The 21283-nt window shown below is 32.8% G+C and carries 17 protein-coding genes; 10 read left to right on the top strand and 7 right to left on the bottom strand.

From position 1 onward, the window contains the following. Positions 1-7: 7 nt before the first annotated feature. Both AC1RPK_RS01555 and AC1RPK_RS01560 read right to left on the bottom strand, forming a co-directional pair. Positions 8-1339, bottom strand: coding sequence for an ATP-binding protein (locus tag AC1RPK_RS01555; RefSeq protein ID WP_481760890.1), 1332 nt, complete (start codon positions 1337-1339; stop codon positions 8-10). Continuing rightward, a complete protein-coding gene (locus tag AC1RPK_RS01560) occupies positions 1336-3198 on the bottom strand; it encodes a TerB N-terminal domain-containing protein (RefSeq protein ID WP_481760889.1) in 1863 nt (620 codons plus the stop codon). Before AC1RPK_RS01560 ends, AC1RPK_RS01555 begins: the two co-directional genes overlap by 4 nt. Before the next feature lie 406 nt (positions 3199-3604). Here AC1RPK_RS01560 and AC1RPK_RS01565 point away from each other — a divergent pair, with 406 nt between their 5' ends. The 3 genes from AC1RPK_RS01565 (at position 3605) to AC1RPK_RS01575 (ending at position 7535) form a co-directional block, all read left to right on the top strand. Next, positions 3605-5011, top strand: a complete 1407-nt coding sequence (locus AC1RPK_RS01565; protein ID WP_481760888.1) for a C69 family dipeptidase — start codon at positions 3605-3607, stop codon at positions 5009-5011. Positions 5012-5288: 277 nt separating this feature from the next. Then, entirely contained in the window at positions 5289-5600 is a 312-nt protein-coding gene (locus AC1RPK_RS01570; RefSeq protein WP_481760887.1) for a helix-turn-helix domain-containing protein, read from the top strand. 513 nt (positions 5601-6113) lie between these two features. Further along, positions 6114-7535, top strand: coding sequence for an AcpB/EbpR/MafR family transcriptional regulator (locus tag AC1RPK_RS01575; RefSeq protein WP_481760886.1), 1422 nt, complete (start codon positions 6114-6116; stop codon positions 7533-7535). A 75-nt stretch (positions 7536-7610) separates the two neighbouring features. Here AC1RPK_RS01575 and AC1RPK_RS01580 read toward each other — a convergent pair whose 3' ends face one another. Genes AC1RPK_RS01580 through AC1RPK_RS01590 form a run of 3 tightly spaced genes read right to left on the bottom strand, consistent with a single transcriptional unit; the run spans position 7611 to position 12942 of the window. Continuing rightward, positions 7611-8888 (bottom strand): glycoside hydrolase family 125 protein, encoded by a 1278-nt coding sequence (locus AC1RPK_RS01580; RefSeq protein ID WP_481760885.1) that lies wholly within the window; start codon positions 8886-8888, stop codon positions 7611-7613. A gap of 34 nt (positions 8889-8922) precedes the next feature. Next, positions 8923-11556, bottom strand: coding sequence for a glycoside hydrolase family 38 N-terminal domain-containing protein (locus tag AC1RPK_RS01585; protein ID WP_481760884.1), 2634 nt, complete (start codon positions 11554-11556; stop codon positions 8923-8925). A 36-nt stretch (positions 11557-11592) separates the two neighbouring features. Further along, positions 11593-12942, bottom strand: a complete 1350-nt coding sequence (locus AC1RPK_RS01590; protein ID WP_481760883.1) for a PTS sugar transporter subunit IIC — start codon at positions 12940-12942, stop codon at positions 11593-11595. A 162-nt stretch (positions 12943-13104) separates the two neighbouring features. On the opposite strand from AC1RPK_RS01590, the gene AC1RPK_RS01595 reads away from it, so the two are divergent. The 6 genes from AC1RPK_RS01595 to AC1RPK_RS01620 all read left to right on the top strand — a co-directional run bounded on the left by AC1RPK_RS01595 (position 13105) and on the right by AC1RPK_RS01620 (position 18591). Further along, positions 13105-13824: a GntR family transcriptional regulator gene (locus AC1RPK_RS01595; protein ID WP_481760882.1), complete on the top strand. Its 720-nt coding sequence runs from the start codon at positions 13105-13107 to the stop codon at positions 13822-13824. Positions 13825-14397: 573 nt separating this feature from the next. Beyond that, positions 14398-15120 carry an HAD-IIB family hydrolase gene (locus AC1RPK_RS01600; RefSeq protein WP_481760881.1) on the top strand — a complete coding sequence of 241 codons (723 nt, stop codon included), beginning with the start codon at positions 14398-14400 and terminating at the stop codon, positions 15118-15120. Then, positions 15121-16371, top strand: coding sequence for a PTS sugar transporter subunit IIC (locus tag AC1RPK_RS01605; RefSeq protein ID WP_481760880.1), 1251 nt, complete (start codon positions 15121-15123; stop codon positions 16369-16371). After that, positions 16358-17242 (top strand): glycosyltransferase, encoded by an 885-nt coding sequence (locus AC1RPK_RS01610; RefSeq protein ID WP_481760879.1) that lies wholly within the window; start codon positions 16358-16360, stop codon positions 17240-17242. Before AC1RPK_RS01605 ends, AC1RPK_RS01610 begins: the two co-directional genes overlap by 14 nt. Then, positions 17232-17960 (top strand): DapH/DapD/GlmU-related protein, encoded by a 729-nt coding sequence (locus AC1RPK_RS01615; RefSeq protein WP_481760878.1) that lies wholly within the window; start codon positions 17232-17234, stop codon positions 17958-17960. Before AC1RPK_RS01610 ends, AC1RPK_RS01615 begins: the two co-directional genes overlap by 11 nt. Positions 17961-17964: 4 nt before the next feature. Continuing rightward, complete coding sequence (locus AC1RPK_RS01620; protein WP_481760877.1) at positions 17965-18591, top strand: hypothetical protein; 627 nt, start codon at positions 17965-17967, stop codon at positions 18589-18591. A gap of 313 nt (positions 18592-18904) precedes the next feature. On the opposite strand, the gene AC1RPK_RS01625 is transcribed toward AC1RPK_RS01620, so the two are convergent. Together AC1RPK_RS01625 and AC1RPK_RS01630 are read right to left on the bottom strand one after the other, a co-directional pair. Then, complete coding sequence (locus tag AC1RPK_RS01625) at positions 18905-19321, bottom strand: hypothetical protein (RefSeq protein WP_481760876.1); 417 nt, start codon at positions 19319-19321, stop codon at positions 18905-18907. Between the two features lie 77 nt (positions 19322-19398). Next, complete coding sequence (locus tag AC1RPK_RS01630; RefSeq protein WP_481760875.1) at positions 19399-20223, bottom strand: helix-turn-helix domain-containing protein; 825 nt, start codon at positions 20221-20223, stop codon at positions 19399-19401. A gap of 189 nt (positions 20224-20412) precedes the next feature. On the opposite strand from AC1RPK_RS01630, the gene AC1RPK_RS01635 reads away from it, so the two are divergent. Beyond that, positions 20413-21267 carry a hypothetical protein gene (locus AC1RPK_RS01635; protein ID WP_481760874.1) on the top strand — a complete coding sequence of 285 codons (855 nt, stop codon included), beginning with the start codon at positions 20413-20415 and terminating at the stop codon, positions 21265-21267. The last annotated feature ends 16 nt before the right edge of the window (positions 21268-21283 follow it).

Below are 21283 nucleotides of genomic sequence, written 5' to 3' on the forward strand. Positions count from 1 at the left end.
ATACCTCTCAAATTGTAAATTCAGAAAAATTGTCAGCCACTTTGTTAGAAACAGCCTCTGATTTGGCATAAGAAAACTCATCAGAATCAAATATTGTGTCAATGGATAGATTTGGATTTTGATATAAAATGTCTAATACCTCAATGAAATCACGGATAATCTCGCGTGGGGTAATATTTAAATCTGCTCCGATGCGTTCATATTCAATTCGGATAAAGGTGGCGAGGTTATCGTCTGTCATCTTTTTTTCATAACTATAGAGATCTGCATGCATAATAGCCAACTTTTCACATAGAATTAGCATCTCTTCAGCTGTTAATGGTTCTAACTTGATGACCGGGGCCAACAAATCTCTAGCGCCTGGTTTTGAAAACTTACCTTCAGCTAGACGAGAACGCAGGGCCTCATAACTATAAACACCGCGACGTTTATCTTCTATAGCTTGTGGAGTAGTTCCCATGATGATACCAAGATATTTAGCTTTACCTTGCAGTGTGTCATTGTACATCGTTAACAGTTTTTCATAATTATATTGACGCGTGATACTATTTGGAATCTTATAGATATTTACCAGCTCGTCAATCATAATTAGCATGCCAGAATAACCAGCTAATCTAAAGAAAGCAGCGAAAAGTTTTAAATATTCATACCAATTATCATCTGTAATAATAATATTAATATCTAAGTCCTTTTTGGCTTCACGTTTTAAAGCATATTCCCCACGGAACCAGCGGATGACTTTTGCTTTCAGTTCATCGTCGGCGTTGACATAGGCATGATAATAGGAAGAAAGTAATTTAGCAAATTCAAAGCCGTATACAAGTTCACTGACTGAGGAAGTGACTGTGTAAATATTTTGATCTACCATCGCAGTCAACCGAGGATCACCTGGGGTTAGGCCACTGTCGCTGGCTGCTTTTGTTTGAACGCTGCTAATCCAACGATCCAAAATTAAGTTAAGTGCACCACCTTCAGGTTTTGTTTTTGTAGATAGATTACTAATTAATTCGCGATAGGTTGCAAGACCTTGACCTTTTGATCCTTGAAGACGTCGTTCTGGTGATAAATCTGCATCGACAACAATAAAGCCACTGTTCATCACGTAATTACGAATCGTTTGCATCAGAAAACTTTTACCTGAGCCATATCTACCAACAACGAAGCGAAAAGATGCACCGCCTTCTGATATGATATCGACATCGTGTAAAAGTGCCTGAATTTCATTTTTTCTACCCACCGTAACGTAAGGTAGTCCAATTCTAGGGACAACACCACCCTTTAAGGAATTTAATACTGTTTGTGCAATGCGCTTTGGTACTTTTTGAGTTTGTTTTGTCATTTCATATTTCTCCTAATTATTTCAATTAAATCGTCCCGATAGTCTTCAATAAGAAAGATGGTATCGCCGTCACATTGTAGAGCTGAGTCGCCGATGTCATCAAAAAGCGTTTCATTTAACGTGTCGGTAATCACTTCAGGCATGCCATGCATATCACGGATCATGTCTGTGACAGATTCGCCTCGAACTAATAAGCTTAATAATTCTAACTGGGTCTTGCTTAGTGACAGCGTAGGCTCTGAATCAATAACAGGTATTTTTTCGAGGCCAGTCTGTTCAGTGGATGGCAATATGTTATTATGCTTTGGTAATACGTTTTCAGAAGTATCTTTTTCTTCGTCAGTTAACAAACTGTCTCGTGTTTCAAACGCATCGCTTCTAATTTTATCTAAATTTGAAAATTGAATGGTAACCTTAGGCTTATCTGCTTTCAAACGAGAATCACGGTCAGCTGCAATGACAGTTTTAACGTACGGTGCTGCCCAGGTTTCTGCATCTCGTGCTTTTAAAGGATAACCAGTTTTTAAATAAAGTCGTAACATACGATCTGTTTCACGCAAAAGACCATCTAACTTTTCTTGATGAAAGTTAAATTTTTGGTAACTCTGTTCGTACCACGCATTATCTTTGTAGGTATATTTTCGGATATCATTCAACTTGTATATAAGTGGCTGTTGTGGCGTTACTTGGTAATATACGGCGTTGCCTAGAGGGTACCAAAGATGAGAATGTATTGTGCCAAAGCACGCAGAAAATAAGTTATTATCCATTTTTATAGCTGTTCGCCACACTTGAGCGAATAACTGTGTGCCGTGTTTTTCATGTTTTTTAAGGACAGCTGATGCCAAAATTTTATGTCTTCCAAAAAGACAAAGCGCATCAAATACTGCTTTGTCTTCATGCTTTTCTGGATCACCTAAAATCATGATTGCATTATCTCTTTGTAATTTTTCGGTATCAGCGTACTGATACGTCGTGTCTGGTTCTATACCATTTATTACTGCTAGTTCAAACAACCATTTATGGCTGTTTAAGCGTATACGATTATCTCCAATACCGGAGTCCAGATAATTGATTTCAAATGCTTTTATTTTTTGTAGGCTGTCTATCACGGATGATGTGCCTATGCCATTAACCAACTCATACAAATATAGGTATGCAAGTGAGGTCGTGATTTTTTTATAAATGCCTTTTCGGATGTTTGTTCGCCAACTAAAATAGCCGCGTAATTGTTTCAAACCAAGATCATGGTAGGTTGTAAAGTAGCGGTGTATGTCGACATTGTAGGAGAAAACATCTTCGTAGTCGGCCATAAATTGTCCTTGGACATAAAAATTCCGGCATTTTTGCTTGAAAGAGTTATCACCGTAAGCATAGAGTTGGCTCATTTTTATCATTTTTTCAGGAATTTTATTTTCTTTGACATCAGAAGTCATTCCCTTAAACGTCAGAGGAACCGCGTGGTATTGTTGCTGTTGTATAGGTTCAGGTTCGGCGTTTAGAACAATCGTATTACCGCTTTGTTCGTTCTTTTCAAGTGCATTATCAAAAATACGATATATAACATCTGGGTCTGTGCTGTCGTCAAAATGGACGCCTAACCACTTCGGACCGCGCATTCGAAAAGGTGACGAAAGGTAAGACGGTAAAATATCAGTTGGTATTTCCTGTGCGTATTTGATGTCACAACGCTCGATATTATCACCAGAAGTAGCGTTTTTTTGACGCATCAAAACAGCCACCCATTTATTTGTGCTGGGATCTACCAACACCGAAAAACTAGGGAATTTAGGCCATTTGTATTGTTCGATAATATTATATTTTTCCTTGGCGTATAGTACTAATTCAGATAAATTCATGTTTTCACCAGAGTATTCTGTTATTTATAAGGTTGGTAGCCATACGTCCTAAATATTTACGCAAAGATAGGTGAATAAACAACTAGGACAGTTAAATTCATCAATAATTTTTGTTATTTAAAATGTATACTACCGTCAGTATATGATGTACCGTAGCGTCACAGTCAATATCATTTTCCTTTTCATATGATTTTAATATCTTTATGACAAAATTATTCAAATTATAGGTCTTGCGCAAATTTTGTATAATACAGGTATGGGACATACCTTTCACCGCTTTCAATTAGTTTTAGTCAACGAAATTGTAGAGCCAGTCTTAACGCCAAAAATGGGGTTAAGACTGCTTTTAATTTACCGCTAAAACCGCTATACTATTAGTATAAAATCAATAAGGAGTGTGTGGAAAATGACAAAAAGAGTTCAAGGTTCTTGTACATCAATTTTAGTTGGTAAAAATGCTTCAATCGACGGTTCAACAATGATTTCTCGAAATGATGATGGGCATGAAGCTTTAGATCCACAACGTTTTGTTGTTGTACAACCTGAAGATCAACCACGTAATTATCAATCTGTTATTAGTGGTGTAAAGGTAGAATTACCAGATAATCCAATGCGTTATACCTCAATTCCAAACTCACTTTTAACAAACGGAATTTGGCCTGCAGCGGGTATCAATAGTGATAATGTAACGATGTCTGCTACAGAAACAATTACAAGTAATCCACGTATTCAAGGGCTTGATCCTTATGCTGCTGGTGGAATTGGTGAAGAAGATCTTGTAACGCTCGTCTTACCATATATTCATAGTGCTAAAGAAGGGGTTGAACGTTTAGGCGATTTACTCTTAACACATGGCACATATGAACCAAATGGTATCGCATTTTCCGATAATGATAGTGTTTGGTGGCTTGAAACAATCGGTGGCCATCATTGGGCAGCTGTTCGTATTCCGGATGACGCTTATGTTGTTGCACCTAACCGTCGAAATATTGATATGTTTGATTTTGATTCAGAAGACACACTTTGTTCTGAAGATTTAAAAGTCTTAATTGATAATAATAAGTTAAATCCTGATTTTGAGGGTTACAATTTACGTCATATCTTTGGTAGTGCATCAATTAAAGATACGGTCTACAATAATCCCCGTACATGGTACGGTCAACAATATTTCAATCCTGAAATTATTCAAGATCCAATGGATCAAGACTTACCTTTCATTTGTCATGCAAATCGTAAAATTTCAATTGAAGATGTTAAATTTGTTTTGAGTGCACATTTTGAAAATACGGAATACGATCCTTATGGTAGTGCGCCAGAAGATATTAAAACACGATTCCGTCCAATTGGGATTAACCGTAATCATAATGTACATTTATTACAAGTTCGTAATGATGTACCTGATGAGATTGCTGGGATTCACTGGTTAGCTTATGGTGCAAATACGTTTAATACAATTGTGCCATTCTATGCGAACGTTAATGACACACCAGAATCATATAAAAATGCGACAGGTGAATTTGATTTAAATAATATGTATTGGCTCAGTTGTACAACTGCATTGTTGGGCGATACGAATTATGACTTCTACGTAGATATGCGAAATACATTTGAACTTGAAGCAATGAGTGCTTACCATGAAATTCAAAATGTTGCTGATAAGGCAGTTAGTTCACAAGCAAATATCACAGCATTTTTAGAAGAAATGAATAATAAGTTAGCTACAGAATCATTAAAACGTCAAACACAATTGTTAGGTGAAATGGTTATATCTGGTTCCGAACAAATGAAATTACGTTATAACTTAAACGATTAATTATAAACAAAATGAAAAGTTATCATTAAGTTGATAACTTTTTTTGTAACAATTATTTTAATTACTAGATTTAGGCAGCACTTTTGAGTAATATGGTACCATTTCATATGCTAGTAAAAATCAAATTTAGATCACTTAAATATGGTTTATATAATTCTTATTATAATGATAACAAGTATAATAATATGCTTTTTGCTAAAATTAACGTTTTTAAAAATCTTTAAGCTTTCTTTGATTTCACTTATTGTAAAATAAGATTCGTGATTGGAGAAAGTTAATGGTTAAAACGATAAGTCAGTTAATTCGAAAAAAACGTAAGGCACTTAGTCTAACAATTGAGCAGCTTGCTGAAAAGTCTAACGTTTCTATTAGTTTGATTTCTAGAATTGAACGAGGGGACGTTGCTAATATCAGTATTAATAAATTATCTGATATTGCCAGTGCGCTAGAATTGGAATTGTCAGACTTCTTTAGTAGGCAACAGTTTTCGGATATACCTACTTTAGAATTATTACAATATTTTAGTACGTTAACAGATGAGAAACGTGAGAAATTATCAAAATCAATTCTTAGAATTATTCAATTATAAATGATAATGATTAATAATGGATTATGTTATTTTTTTATAGAATGCACAATTTTTCTGTCTTTGTATTCTTTAGTTAAATTAATTTCAATTATTTTAGGTTTTAAATTTTTCGATAACTTTAAATTGGATAGTAATAAATTAGAATTGTCCATGGTAGATCGTCATCTTCAAATAATAGATCTTAACCAAGAAACTTTCCTGGTTAAGGGTTATTTTAGTAGGAAATTGAATTAATTTAACTTAGATGTCAAGTTAAATGATAGATAAGATATCGTTAGTATTTGGAGAGAAATTAGAATAAAAAATGACATGAAATAGGTTAAATGTTAACATAAAGAGGATAATAATTCTGGGGAATAAGTTATTTTTTAAGTATGGTATTGGGGATAAAAATTTAACTCAAAAAAATATTTATGTTAATGATTGGAAATACTCGGAGGTAAGCATTTGTACAAGAAAAACATTCTCGATAAACAAGAATGGCTAATTTGCGAAATTATTTAAATATTAGCTTTGAACGAAACTGGTTTATCAAGAAAACGATTACGTGAGCAATTAAATGTTTCTGAAACGGCTGTAAAAGTTGCTTTACAACAATTGGATAAAGATTTAAATTCCGGGGATGAACCCTACATGATTATTACAAAAAATAACGTCCAATTATTAGGTAAAGGCGAAATGAATTTTAATCAAACGATTTATCGGTATATAAAAAAATCGATAAATTATCAGATTTTAATGGCCTTTTATACTAAAGGTAATGCAAAAGTTGAGAATCTAGATACTAAATTAAATGTCAGTGAGGCTTCTATTTTTAGAAGGATTAAGCGATTAAATTCTCTTTTAGAAGAATTTCATGTGAAAATTTCTCATGGTGTGATGTTAGGTAACGAAAGTCAAATTCGCTTTTTTTATTATTCATTGTTTTTAGGAATTGATTTTAAATTCGAACAATCAAGTGAAAATGGCATTATTATGGCAGTCATCCAACGGTTTGAGGAATATTTTGATTTTAATGTGAATGATAGTAGTTTAGTTAGAGTAAAGCTTTGGTTAAAAGTAACAAGTCAACGAATGATGGTTAACGATCAAGATAATCGTAGTATTTCAGTTGTTTTAGAAGACATGATAAAAAATAATTCTTTGTTCGATAGCGTTGAAGAAGAATTTGGCGAAATTGTTAAAGAGTTTAAGCATAAAGTTGATATTCATTTTGAAAGTGCACTACTTTACGCTTGGACCACGGCTTTTGTGCCAGTACCATGGAGCACCTTTGTTGCCCATGATTTCGTGGCCGTTAATCGTAAAAATAATAATAAATTGCAACAAGCTGTTGAATTTTTAGAAAATGGCTTTGAGAATAGCTTAGGTATTCAGGTTGCTGGAGGCGATTTAAGTGAGTCTTTATATCCAATTTGTACAGAAGCCTTTTTATTTCACGGCGTTTTAAAATCTGCTAGTACAGATATGATGGAAGATTATCGCCTTAGAAAAGATAATGAGTTAGTTCTTAAAAATGTAAAAAATGCCATGAGTGCAATGATTGAAGAATCGAAGGGCGATCCCGAATGGTATGCCTTTTATTCAAGGTATGGTGACTCATTTATCAAGACGATTATGTCAATTTTTAATGCGCGTTTATTGGCAAAAGAAAAATTATTAACGGTAGGTGTGGATTTAAATACTGAGGAGCGCGTTAAGGAAATGTTTATGATGTACGCCAGTCGGGAATTAAATATTAATTTACGAGTCAACATAGATGTTTACGAGTCTACTAAGAATTATGATTTAGTTATTACAAATTTTATGAGCAAAAATTATTTGAATTCAGCACTGGAGACATATATTATCACTGGATTAGGGACGGATAGTGATGTACTTGGCGTTGAACAAGAATTAATAGAGATACTTAAAAAATATTATCATACTCAATGATAATATTTTTTTGATTTGAATTAGTTATAAGCCTAAAAAAAGAGTAGATTTCTCTACTCTAAATTAACTATATTATTAAATATTCAGATATCGTAAAGCAAGTTGACAGTAAGTCATATTTGCCCAAGAAAACCAGTCTCTAGTAAATTGACTTGGGTCATTAACGTTAATTCCTTCATGACATTGTAATGTGTCATCATCGGTTTGACTAATGATATCTAAATTATTTTGCATAATTTCCGGATTATTTGATGTTAATCCCTCCATCGCTAACGAAATCGGCCAAATATATTCCTTTGGTGTATGAGGACTGCCAATCCCTTTTAAATATTTTCCCGAGTAATAATAGGGATTTTGATCACTCAGAATAAATTTACGCGTTTTTTGGTAGATAGAGTCATCAGGTGAAATATAACCAATAAATGGGAGAGATAATAGACTAGGTACGTTAGCATCGTCCATTAAATTGATATTACCTAAGCCATCAACCTCATAGGCAAAAATAGTTTCATTAGAATTTGGAGCTGATACGATTCCAAAATTTTCAATTCCAGATTCAACTTCAGATCGGAGACGACTTATTCTTTTAAGTAGCTCGACTGGAGCTGGTTGTGTTTTAGATAAGGTAAGCAACTCATCTAGGACACAAATGATATAGCAATTACCTGGAATATGATAACCATATAAGCAGGCATCATCACTTGGGCGGAAACCACTCCAAACCATACCTGTATACCCAATTGGTGCACCTTTACCACCATGACTCAATGTGTCTGTTGAGGGACCATTAGAACGATTAAAAATATAATCGGAAGTTTCATGATGTTGTTCCGTAATAAAGGTATCCACAATTAACTTTACAGTTTGCCAAAAGTTACTGTCTAAATGTTTTGAATATCCAGATTTTTGATAAAGTTCTGATGCCAAATGGATAGGGGCGCATAATGAATCAATTTCAAATTTTCTCTCCCAAACGAGATCAGATATTGGAATATTTGATTTATCAACTGTGTAGTGTGCACCAGAACTAGTTTCGTTAAATGCATTTGCATAAGGATCATGTTTAATATAGGCAAGTTGTTGATTAATAACGCCATGGATGAGATATGTTATTTCTGGAATCTTATCTGTTAGTGAAAGATAAGGTAGTATCTGAAATGTCGAATCTCTGAGCCACATGGCAGGAATATCTCCTGTAGCAATGAATATATCTGAATCATTTTGTACTTTAACCGTATTTGTTAGTGTATCAATGAATACATTACGAAATAATGCAGTAGATTTTTTTGAAGAAAGTGAAATTGTTTCTGAATAATCCGTAACTTGTTTAATTAGTTTTTCTTGATTTATCATTTAAATACCTCAAATCGTAAGTTATCATAATTACTTATTTAATTGGAAAGATACCGTAAGTTCTAATTTCTCCTGGACCAAACGATAGTAAATCAACGGTGGTAACTTTTGAATTAATGAAATGGCTAACTTTACCATTTAAATCGAGTTCAGCAATGTTACAAGTAGTATTTAATGAGAGATTGCCAGGTTGATTGATAACGTTATCAGTTGGATTATAAAGACGAAGTTCAAATCCAGTTTTATCATCTGATATTGAAAAACTACTCATAATGACCTTTAAATTTTGAACGGACATAATTGAATTGTGATTAACGTTAGTCTTTGCTGGATTCATCATGAAATATTGTAAAGGTGTTGAGAAGCGATTTATTATTTGATCTTGATAGAAAAGTTCATTTTGACTTAATTGGCGATGCTTATTTTGAAGTTCAATAGGCTTGAAGTCAGCTTCAACAACTAGCCCACCTTCAAATATTAATTCTTTATTTAATTGACTATCCGGAGTTGATACAATTTTTGTTTGTAGACCTGAAGCATCTGAGGGACGGCGCATTAAGTCAGGACGTCCTAAGAAACCTACTCCTCTAAACAATGTAATCGCTAATTTATCAAAAGATTTATCAATTAATTGAAAATCTTTCGTACCTAAGGTTAGAAAAGACCAACTTACTTCTTTATTATGTGAATTAGCGAAATGAATCATTGGTCGCATACTTGTTGGTTCTTCCTTATAACCAATTTGTTCCCAGTCTTTAAGGTGTTTGTCTTCAGTAGGACGTTCAATGATACCAAATGGGGTATCTGCGAACGAGCTAACGACATTCGTTAATTGTGTATTTAAAATAAGTCGCATACGATGATCAAGAATAGTATTATCAATGTGCATCTTAAATTTAATAACGTTAGAATTTTTTGTTAATGTTAATGTTAATTGATAATTTAATCGACCAGTTTTAGTTTTTAGTGCACGCTCCTCTAAGTTGATTGGTAAGGTCCACGAACCAGTAATTGACATAATTTGATATAATTTTCCTGATTTAAATGTTATTGAATCAGATTTTGAAAAATCTAAAGTTAATAACCAATCTTTGAATGCAGGAGAGTAGTCATACGTATCACCCTCATCACCGCTATCTTCAATTGTCATAAAATTAGAATATGAGTGATTATCAAACTTTGTTTTAAGATTTAATTGCCCGTCATCAAAAGAAATTTTGTAGAAATCATTTTGAATATCAGTAGATACTTCTAATGTATTTACTGGGTTGTTTTCAGAGACGGACTGAATGCAGTAGCCAGTCCAATCTGTAGCTGATATGATCGTTTTAAAAGCAATTTTAGTAATATAATAAAAATCATCAGTCATTTCAGTTTGATCACGGCGTAAAACTGCTGCATTTTCTTCCTTTTGATAAATAATATCAAAAGGAACATCAATGCCGTCTATTGTTTTAAGATTAAAATTAGCAAAAGAAGTACTAACTTCGAATTCACGAATTTCATTAACTGGTAAAGGAAGTGGATTCCAAGCAAATAAATTTAATTGTTTTTTATCTGAAATAGAAATACTTAGTTTACGAAGTAGATAATCTTTGAGTGAAAGAGATAATTGATCTGCCACAATTCCACGATGTAAGATATCTTGATTTGTTTTATCACTGTTACAGCCACCGGAACTATCATGAGCTTGTCCACGGGCAATAGTCTTCCAAATATCATCAATTAAACCTTGCTTTTCAGATATACCCTGATGTGTAGCAATAGCCATTAAAGGCTCGACTTCATAAGTCATTCTCCGTTCTAATTTATCGTAAAGCTGTTTTAAATCGTAACGAGAAGAATAGATTCCTCGATGTATTTTAGAATCTGATGGATCAATGAATTCTCCATTAAATGATGGTAAATTGGACTCCTTAGCTAATGCATCAAAAAATTTTGGATACGTACTTTCTTGAATAACAGAATCAGATTGTAAAAGAACACTATTAGCAGTTGCAAGTCTATCTTTTAAATTATGATCGATAGCTCGCTGGTCGCCACCAATTGGTAAAACAAGATTGTCAGATGTAGTATTCGTTGAGATTTTCTCCGTTAAATCGAAAAAGTTATCATTTTCAACTAAATCTACACCTGCATAATAGCCATTTTTAATATTAGCAACTAAAACTTTGGAGGAGTCATTACTTGTCCAGTAAAAATAGCGGGAATCGTTTTCTGTAGGGAACCCACGCCAGAAAACGGTGCTATTAATACCAAATCCATTATATATTTTTGGCATATCTTGTCCTTGTCCAAATGAATCTGGGAGATACCCAACTTTCATTACGCCACCTAAATTGTCAGCTAGCTTTGATCCAATTCTGATATTGCGAACAATAGATTCTCCAGAAGTAACCATTTCATCAATTTGAGTATACCAAGGTCCAATGAGTAAACGACCCATAGAAACATATTTTTTGATAAGATCTTCTTTTTCTGGAGCTGTATTTAGATAATCATCAATAATTGACATCTGTCCATCTAATAGATAATAATCTAGTTCATTTTTAGATAATGCCTCAAAAGCTTCGTCCATATGGAAGGCAAATTGAATTCGAGCCTCTTGACGTGTAAAATACCATTCAAAATCCCAATGAGTATGTGCGATTGCATGAATCTGTTTCAAATGAAACACCCTTTCTTCTCTTGAATTAAATTCAGATTATTCTGTAACCATGTCTGCATCCAATTTTCTTGCTTCTGCACGTTCATGGCGTTGGTTGATAATAACAAATGGAGCATATAGTGCAGTATCTAAGACAACTAAAACAGCAGTTAAAACGACTGGGCTTAGATGGAATGCACCTAATACCCAAGTGCTAATGAAAATAGGTTCATTACCAGAATTTAAAACTACAAGAGGTACAACCCAACCGATTGAAGTTACAACATATGCAATAATTGCATTTGTGACAGGTACAACAATCCATGGAATGAACATTAGTGGATTTAAAACAATAGGTAAACCGAAAATAACAGGTTCATTAATACCAAAACAACTTGGAATGAAACCTAGTTTTGCAACTTCTCGCTCTTTTTCACCTTTATTTGTGAAAATCAGCATTGCAATAATTAAACCAAATGTTGCACCAGAACCACCAATCATGGCGTAAACATTTGTCATTGTATTAGGTGAAATTGAAATATCAGCAAAACTTTGAGTTTCAGCAAATTTTGCAACGTTTTTAAGGAATAGTGGTAACCAGAAGGCTGAAATAACGCCCCAGACGATATTGAAACCATGTAAACCAAGGAACCAAAGGATTTGTTCTAATAAAATAACAATAATAATAGCTGGAAGCCCAACACCAACGCTTAACATTGGTGAGATAACAATATCAGCAATCATTTGTACTAATGAAACATAGCCAAGTGACTGTATTGTAATTCTTACGATACCAAAAATAATAAGTACTTCGGAAATTGGAATTAATGAGAAAAATGAATCGAAAACATTTTGTGGTACGTTACCAGGCATTTTAATCGTGAACTTACTTCTTGCGAATCGAGCGAACAACGAAACGGCAAGCATTCCAACAATTAAGGCTGTAAACATACCTTCATAACTAAAGAATGAAGTTGAAAAACCTTCAACAACTTTAGCTTTGCTATCCAAAAAGTTAACGTTATTAGGAATCATGACGAAGTATGCTGCGAATGCCAATAATGTGGCAATAATTGGATTTAAACCTTTATTTTTTTCGTCCTTTTTTAATTCCATTGCATACGAGTATGCTGATGAAAAAACAACGATTAGTGCAACAATACCAAGAGTAGCAGTACCAATGTAGCCGAATAAGTCACTAATACTTGTTAAAATGACATTATGAATATCTTTTGCTTTAATTAATGCATCAAGTTCCATTTTGATTAGATTTGAGAATGATCCGACAACAGTAAACGGAATTGTTCTAACAAAGGCATTCTTAATAGCTTGTAAAATGGTATTTCTTTCAACCCATGCTGAAACTTTTAAGAGTGGCCCCTGGATTTTTTCTAAGTTAAAATGCATAATAAAGACTCCTTTTAATTTTGTTTATAGAAAGCGCTTTCTATAAACAAAGTATAACAACATCTTTTTAATTTGTAAATACATATTTAAATGAAACGTGTTTACAAATTAAATTATATAATATAATATGTATATACAAATGTATAGAAATGAGGTAGACAAATGTACAGATATCGAGAAATATACTCAGATATTAAACGAGATATTTTAACAAATCATTATCGTGCCGGGGCTTTACTGCCAACTCAAGAAATATTAACCGAAAAATACCAAGTTTCTAGATTAACGTTAAAAAAATCATTAAATTTACTAATTGATGAAGGATTAGTTTATAGTAAGCAAGGGTCAGGGACGTATGTGCGACCAAGAATGGATAGTCAATCTACGGAGATGTTGCCTCTAGATTTACCTGTTGGTGTCACATATTCACATCGAGATCAAAAAATATCAAGTAAATTAATACATTTTAATGCCCGATTACCAACAGAAATAGAACAAAAAAATCTACAAATATTATCTAATGATCCAGTTTATGAAATTAAAAGGGTTAGATTGATTAATAAAAAGGTCTATAGTTTTGAGCACTCAGTGATGCCGGTCTCAATTGCGCCTATCGATGAAAAGGTATTATCAGGATCCGTGTATGACTATTTAGGGAGTCACGCGAACTTACAGTTAACAGATGCAAGACGAGTGGTTTATGCTGAACCAGCAAACAAAGAAACTAGTCAAGTTTTAGAAGTTTCCTTGGATAGTCCAATTTTTGTAATTGATCAAATCGCTTATGATCAAAAAGGCCGCGCCTTTGAATATTCGACGTCAAGATTTGTGAGCAATCATAATAAATTTGTCTTAGATGTTCATTTAAATAAAAACAACTAAAAAAGAGATTCCTGCAATATACTTTTTTTTAACCGATTTTAAAATAGGATAGCATAAAGTAGAGTAGTTTGTGATCGTAACTAGCAGTGATATTGTGGGACAATACGCGATATGTGTTGAAGTAATAAATAAAGTATGGAAAGGAGGATGCAACAATGATAATAAGACAAGAAGAAATAGAAAACGATTATAGTTTTTCACAATCTACCTTAAACGTAATTGTTATGGATTCAAAAATAACCAGCATTTCTTTACCCGAATTGAATTAATTTTGCATAAGAAAAGGCATCTGTCTTTCGACAAATACCTTAGTATTCCGCCACCAACACCAGTTGACAAAGAGCCCTTTTTAAAAGAATAATCAGTTAATCTTTAAATCTGAGCGGTATTAAAATTGAACCGAGTGGTTATTTAATACTGATTCAAAATCTCAAAATAACATATATAAAAAAATTCCCTTGAAATATCTAGACATTAGGTAAATAATGTGGGTGTAGCGAACTGTGTAGGAGTAAAAATGATATGGGGGTTAAAAAGATTTGGTTCGCGGAAATAATATGTAGGGGTGATTAAATGAATATGCTAGTTAGTGATTTTGATGGAACGATTTTGAGAGGTGACTTTGTAGATAAGAATACAAGAGAGACTATTGCGAAACACAACAAAGAAAATGATCTCTTTGTTGTGGCCACCGGAAGATCTCCAAAATCGATAGTCAATGCGAAAGAAAAATATGGTCTACCTGAGTTTAACTACGCTCTAGCATCAAATGGCTCAATAGTAATTGATAGTAGAGGTCAGATTATTAAAGCATTCTATCTGAACGGGGAGCAGATCAATGCGATAAAAGAAATAATTAATAAATACTTGAGTTCAATCGAACGAATTATGATTTCAAGTAGTGACAATGAATTACGTAGTTTCGATAAATTAAATCCTAGCTCGGATAATATTTGTTCAATTACTGTCGTAGCAAGTACTAAAATTATCAATGCTATAAGTGAGAAAATAGCAACGAAAAGAATATTGAATTTCAATCGCAATGGAAAATACTTAGACATTACGCGTGTGGGTATTGATAAGAGTACTGCAATTAATTGGTTGGTTAACATAAAAAAAGTAAATATTAATAATGTGTATTCTGTCGGAGATGATTATAATGATATAACAATGCTTCAAAGCATTAATAAGTCATTTACTTATAATGATAGTCCGTTGCCTGTCAAGACTGCTGCTAGATATTTAATAAATGTATACAGTGATATAAGTAATTATGTGAAGAAAGAAGTAGAATAAATGAAATCGCTTACATCGGCAACTAATCGTTTCTTCAATTCCAGAATTTTGACTGGAATCAAAGATGGGATGATATATACCATCCCCATTACAATTGTAAGTTCTATTTTCATTATTCTTGTACAATTTGATATTAATCCCGATTTGAAAGTCTTAATGAATCGATTGATTACTTTTTCGTTCAACATTTTAGGTGTAGTAAGTTGTTTAGGAATTGCTTTTTCGATGACTAAAAACGAAAAATTAAAACTAGAAACAACTATTACCGCACTAATTTCATTTTTAGTTCTTTGTGGAGCAGAAAATGTAAAAATAGTAAAGAATATAACCATTGATTGGATTGGAAGCAAGGGGATTATTGCAGCGATGTTAATCGGAATACTCATCCCTATTTTCTTTGAAAAGATTGTTAACTTAAGGATTGGAAATAAAGTTTTTAAAGATTTACCGAGTAATGTTGGAATAGCTTTTGAGTCTTTAATTCCGATGTTTTGTTGTTTTATTGTTATAGGTGTCGTTCAATTTGTATTTCAATTTATCATAAAAAGAACCTTCGTAGAGACTATTTATACTCTTTTGCAGCTTCCTTTACAAAACTTATCGGACACGTTTTTTGGTGTGATTTCTATCTCGGCATTGATTTCAGTTTTTTGGTTTTTTGGCATTCACGGTAATTCCGTTATTGGTGGAGTAATAACACCGATTTTATTGACAAATACTATTGAAAACCAGTCGATTATAGCAGCACACCATAATCTAACAATAGTGAATGGAGCGCATATAGTAACTCAACAGTTTTTAAATCAATTTATTACTATGACAGGAAGCGGTATTAGTATAGGGCTTATTCTATCAATGATTATTTTTTCAAAAGAGTCAGGTAATCGCAAGCTAGGATTAGGTGCTTTTGTACCTTGTTTATTTAATATTAACGAACCAATAGTTTTTGGACTACCAATTGTATTGAATCCATACATGGTAGTACCGTTCATTTTTATTCCAGTTATTACCGGAATGTCTTTATATCTTTGTATTCTATATGGAGTTATTCCGCCGTTTAACGGTGTCATTCTTCCGTGGATAACACCACCATTAATTTCAGGCTTTTTGCTAGGAAGTTATAAATATGTTGTGTTTCAAATCGTAATTATCATTATGTCTTTTGTTGTTTACACACCGTTTTTAAAGCTGTACGAAAATAATAGCACTAAGTTAGTCTTAAAGGGAGCGCATAGTAATGGAAAATTTTGATATATCCGTAATCATTCCAACCTACAATCGGAATAAATTACTTGAAATTAGTTTGCAGTCACTACTTAAACAAAAACTGAATAATACGACTTTTGAAGTAATAGTTGTCGATGATGGATCGTCTGAAGAAACAATCTCAATTGTTAAGGCATTTGAGACATCACTGAATATTAAGTACTATTATCAGTCGGATAATGGATTTAAGGTTTCTGAAGCGAGAAATGCTGGAGCAAATATCTCTGGGGGTAAATATCTCGTATTTATTGATGCTGGTATTGCAGTTTGTAGTACATTTGTGAGTGAGTACCATAGAATTTTAGTAAATAATGAAAATAGTTTTGTGATTGGTTATGTTGCGGGATTTGATGATCATGATAAATATAAACAGGCAATTATTGATAACTTTAATGCGGCGGATGTCGATGGCACGATTCAAGTATTATTGAATTTAAATGCGTATGATCGCCGTGAATCAGTATACCAGTCAATGGGAGATGATTTGTCTAAGTGGCCAGCACCATGGGTAATTGGTTGGTCATGTAATATTGGAATATCAAAAGATGCCTATCAAAGAATCGGAGGATTCGATGAGGCTTACACAACTTATGGTGGAGAGGATGCAGATTTCGCTATTAACGCATTTGTGCATCATATTAGATTTATCCTTGATAGATCTGCGATTGCAGTTCACTATCCACATGAAAAAAATAAAAATACAGTAAGCACCGAAGAAGCTAAAAAATATACGCTAAGGAAAAGAAAATATATGTTCAATAAATATGGTTTAAGCTCAATTAGAACTTGGATTGGAACTAAAACGGAATTATTAAATGGAGAGTTGAGTAAAGCTGGTGGAAATAATGAAAACTAAGAACGTTGTTGATTTACACAATTTTATAGACGTTAATGATGAGAGATTGCGTAATGGTATGTTGAAGCAAACTGTTGTTGATTTTTTGGATAATTTTAATTATGTGGATCTAACTAGATTAAATCATTCATACACTGCAAATAGTAGCCAAATATCAAAGAGTGCAATTATTGAGGGGAATGTGTATATCGGTGAAAATGTTATTATTCAGGGGTTTGCTTACATCAAAGGCCCAGCAGTCATCAAAGACAATGCATTGATTGGGAAAAGTGCATTTATTCGAGGTGGCTGTTATATTGGGGAAAATACTATAATTGGGCATTCCTCGGAGATTATTAATAGTGTGATTCTGGATGATACGCATATTGCACACTTTAATACAATAACGCGGTCTTTTATTGGAAGTGATGTAAACTTTTCAGCTTATGCGTCGACTTCCAGCTTTAACTTGTATGATGAAATTGACGCGACTGGATGGCATAAAACAAAAAAAATTTTTTTCGATGATAAAACATATTTAAAAACAAGTTCAAAATTTGGAGCCATTATAGGTGATCACTGTCGCATTGGAGCTTACACTATGACATATCCAGGTGTTACAATGGGGAAAAATTGTGTTGCGTTGCCACATCTCATGATTAAAGAGGGTTTTTATGCAAATGACAGTAAATTATACTTACAAGATTATTATACTCACACAGTAAAAAAAGGATGTTAGACAAATGGGATCAAGAATAATGCATTTATCAATTGCACAAGTAATAAATAATAAGCATGGGTTTGGAAATGATTTTTTAATTGGAAGTATTACTCCAGATGTTAACAAAAATTCGAGAACACCCAAAGAGCTTACGCACTTTATGGTGAAACGCGAAGATGGAGAACATGATATGTTTCCAAACATGTTTCTAGAGGAGTATGGAACATGTTTGAATACGTTTCAACTAGGATATTATCTTCATCTTATATCTGATGATATTTGGCTAAAAACTGTTTATAAAAAATATATTTTAGAAAACATGAGTTATAGTAAGGATGAAGCGCTACGAAGATTCTATTTAGACTTTCACTATTATAATGGTATTCTGATAAAACAATATAAACTGGTAACTTTGAAAAATAACAAATACTTATCGACTGGGGTCAACGAAATAATTGATCGTGATATTAGTGAAATTATTGAAGACTTGGATGCTGATTTTGATGATATGTCTATCGAAGACTTTCCAGGTTTACTTAAAAAAGAGGATGTAGAACAATATATTAACGTTTGTGTAAAAGAATTTGAAATTTTTCTCTTGAAAGGCAGCTATGATGGTGTTAAATTTGTTTTTTATAACGATTTTTAGAAACAAAAATCTATATTATATAGTTTAAAAAAGTTGAAATCATTAAGGCGCTGCAACTATAATTTGAAACCTGGTGAACGGTTTAAATGATGGTCATTTCAGAATTAGATAGTTCTAACTCACAGAAAGTTTCAATTTTAATTCGTTCAGATTAGGTTATACTAGACAAAAGATCAGTTCCTAGAAAGTGTGTTTGTGGTAAACACCATTTTAAAGGAAGCTGACCTTTTTTGTCCGAACAGCGTTCGGATTAATTTTACAAGCTACCAAGAAGTAACAAAAATTAGCCATACTCCTTGCAGGAATCTCTTTTTTAGTTGTTTTCAATTATTCGTTTAAAGCTTTGTAAGTTTGAATTAAAGGCATGTTTAGCGATTGGCATGAGTAATTTTAATGGTAAATGTGAATGATCATTTTCAGACAAGTAAAAATTTTCTTCTAATAATGTTGTTGCATTTTTACTAGTCAAATTAAAAATTAGAGTGTATTCGAGTTTTCCTCCGGTACTTTCATAGTAGATTGTATCATTTTCTGAACTAACAGAAATTTCCTCATTTTTATTCAAAGCAGAATCTGTTCTGTGAATATTGAATTTATTGTTGTCAATTGGCTGTACCTGAATAATATCAGGTATCCATTTCAGTAAAGTTTCCGGATTTTTTAAAAACAACGCGATTTTTTCTTTACTTGATTTGATTGAAATAACATTTGAAAATAGTGGTTTTTCCATAGGATGAAACCTCCTTTTATTTGATGACTTCATCCTATCCAATTTGAGTAAAAATTAAAAATCAGTATTCTGATATTCTAAATATTTTTATAAATTTGTTCATTAAAAAGGCCAGTTAGTAGCTGTTGCTTTTCAGTAGCGGCTAAAAAATTATCTTTATCTTCTGCTCTTTTTGCAATTTGAGCCATTAAATAAAAAGAGTTGGCTAACATATAGTGTGAGTTATGATCAGTAGCGAATTTAACAGACTTGTTTATCCAATTAAGAGACATTGTTAAATTATTGAGCTTAAAATAAATAAGTGCTGTCAAATAGAATAAAATATTTTGATTTTCTTCATAAAATAATTTATTAAAGTCCATAAAAGTCTGATCAATATATTTCTCAGCCTTATTTTGTAAATTTTGCTTTGCATATATAAAGGCCAAAGAGACGGTACCAAGTCGGGTAAGGGTATCTGGCAGAATTTTATTACTGGAAGCAAGGGACAACTTAATATATTTTTCGGTAGCAATCAATTTATTTTCAGTATGTAGAGTTGCAATACCGATATAATAATAGTATGCCTGAAGTTGCTTATCCGTTTTTAAATTATTGGTAACCGTTTCTTTATTTAGAAACTGGAGTAACTCTTTGTATTGGTGTTGATTACATAACTTAGATACACGTTCATTGAATTCATTTTCTGAACTGATATCAAAATTTTCCAGAAGACTTATTTGGTCTAAAGTAATCGATAATTTATGACATAGTTGGATTAAGAGCTGTGCATTAGGTATGTATTTATTATTTTCAATAGCACTAAGCATCGATTGCGCACAAATATCTTTGGAAACTTCTTTTTGAGTTAAGTGTAGCGATTGGCGAGTTTCTTTTAAAATTAATCCTAAGCTATTAGGCATGATATAACCTCTTTCTAGTTTGAAAAAGTTAAACAGTAATTACTGGGATAATAACATAATGGGGCATAATGATAAAATTTCATGATTAATAAATCAAACTACCATTTTTCAATCATGTCGCGTACAATTAACCTACAATTGAATGTTAAAATTTAAATAATTTGAGAATTAACAAAAGGGGATAGAATCATGCGTGCAGAATTCCAAAAGCAACATACTGAGACCTATCAGATAGACAACCATAAAGGTCTAAACGGCTGGATATCTTTCTTCTTGAGCCTTAGTTTAATCGTACTATTTGTGACAAGTGTCTTAAAAATAACCGTTTTGAATCAAACTTATACTGAAGAAAAAATTTTAACAGATTCGAACGTGACACTTGTGACACGACAGATGAATGATGGTATTTCAAGTATTGCGACATTAAATGATGTGCCAACGTCAGCTGTTAAAGATGCTTTAACGAATCAACAAGTTACTAACATTGCGAAAAATAGTTTTAGTAACGTATATGCTGGAAAACAAACTGTCATCAATCCAACTGAGATTACCAATCAAGTTGCTAGCAACGTTATGAAAAAAACGGACACATCAAATCCGTTGGTTAGCGCTAAAATTGATGGGATTGTCGCAACTTTTAAAAGTAATTTAAGTGAATATTTGACGAATAATATCCAAACGCCATATCTTTCAAAAATTGCTAGTACAGTTAGTTCGGTAAAAGTAATAGTCCAAACAGCCTTTATGTATAGTTTAATAGCTTCTGTTATTTTTGCGCTACTCTTACTGGCTATTAATCGGGCATTCTTTATACCGCTTAAATACGTCGGATTCAGTGCAATCTGGAGTGGTGTTCTAGTTTCAATTGGTTCTGCAATTGCCTTGTACAGTGGCCTAATTGGTATTGTGTCTAGTAAAGCTTCTGTTTTTACTGATATTGTGAATAATTATATCAGTGACACATTTAATACCATGTTAGTGGGTAGTTTAATTTTACTTGCTGTTGGTCTAGTATTCTGGTTAATTGGTCGTAATAAAAAATAAAAAGCAACTGATGTTC

The sequence above is a fragment of the Dellaglioa sp. CoH-55-MRSF-6 genome, from assembly GCF_056782215.1.

Excerpts from the sequence above, each read along its gene's own strand:
- AC1RPK_RS01555 (WP_481760890.1), bottom strand. The coding sequence starts at position 1,339 with ATGACAAAACAAACTCAAAAAGTACCAAAGCGCATTGCACAAACAGTA.
- AC1RPK_RS01560 (WP_481760889.1), bottom strand. The coding sequence starts at position 3,198 with ATGAATTTATCTGAATTAGTACTATACGCCAAGGAAAAATATAATATT.
- AC1RPK_RS01565 (WP_481760888.1), top strand. The coding sequence starts at position 3,605 with ATGACAAAAAGAGTTCAAGGTTCTTGTACATCAATTTTAGTTGGTAAA.
- AC1RPK_RS01570 (WP_481760887.1), top strand. The coding sequence starts at position 5,289 with ATGGTTAAAACGATAAGTCAGTTAATTCGAAAAAAACGTAAGGCACTT.
- AC1RPK_RS01580 (WP_481760885.1), bottom strand. The coding sequence starts at position 8,888 with ATGATAAATCAAGAAAAACTAATTAAACAAGTTACGGATTATTCAGAA.
- AC1RPK_RS01590 (WP_481760883.1), bottom strand. The coding sequence starts at position 12,942 with ATGCATTTTAACTTAGAAAAAATCCAGGGGCCACTCTTAAAAGTTTCA.
- AC1RPK_RS01595 (WP_481760882.1), top strand. The coding sequence starts at position 13,105 with ATGTACAGATATCGAGAAATATACTCAGATATTAAACGAGATATTTTA.
- AC1RPK_RS01600 (WP_481760881.1), top strand. The coding sequence starts at position 14,398 with ATGAATATGCTAGTTAGTGATTTTGATGGAACGATTTTGAGAGGTGAC.
- AC1RPK_RS01605 (WP_481760880.1), top strand. The coding sequence starts at position 15,121 with ATGAAATCGCTTACATCGGCAACTAATCGTTTCTTCAATTCCAGAATT.
- AC1RPK_RS01610 (WP_481760879.1), top strand. The coding sequence starts at position 16,358 with ATGGAAAATTTTGATATATCCGTAATCATTCCAACCTACAATCGGAAT.
- AC1RPK_RS01615 (WP_481760878.1), top strand. The coding sequence starts at position 17,232 with ATGAAAACTAAGAACGTTGTTGATTTACACAATTTTATAGACGTTAAT.
- AC1RPK_RS01620 (WP_481760877.1), top strand. The coding sequence starts at position 17,965 with ATGGGATCAAGAATAATGCATTTATCAATTGCACAAGTAATAAATAAT.
- AC1RPK_RS01625 (WP_481760876.1), bottom strand. The coding sequence starts at position 19,321 with ATGGAAAAACCACTATTTTCAAATGTTATTTCAATCAAATCAAGTAAA.
- AC1RPK_RS01630 (WP_481760875.1), bottom strand. The coding sequence starts at position 20,223 with ATGCCTAATAGCTTAGGATTAATTTTAAAAGAAACTCGCCAATCGCTA.
- AC1RPK_RS01635 (WP_481760874.1), top strand. The coding sequence starts at position 20,413 with ATGCGTGCAGAATTCCAAAAGCAACATACTGAGACCTATCAGATAGAC.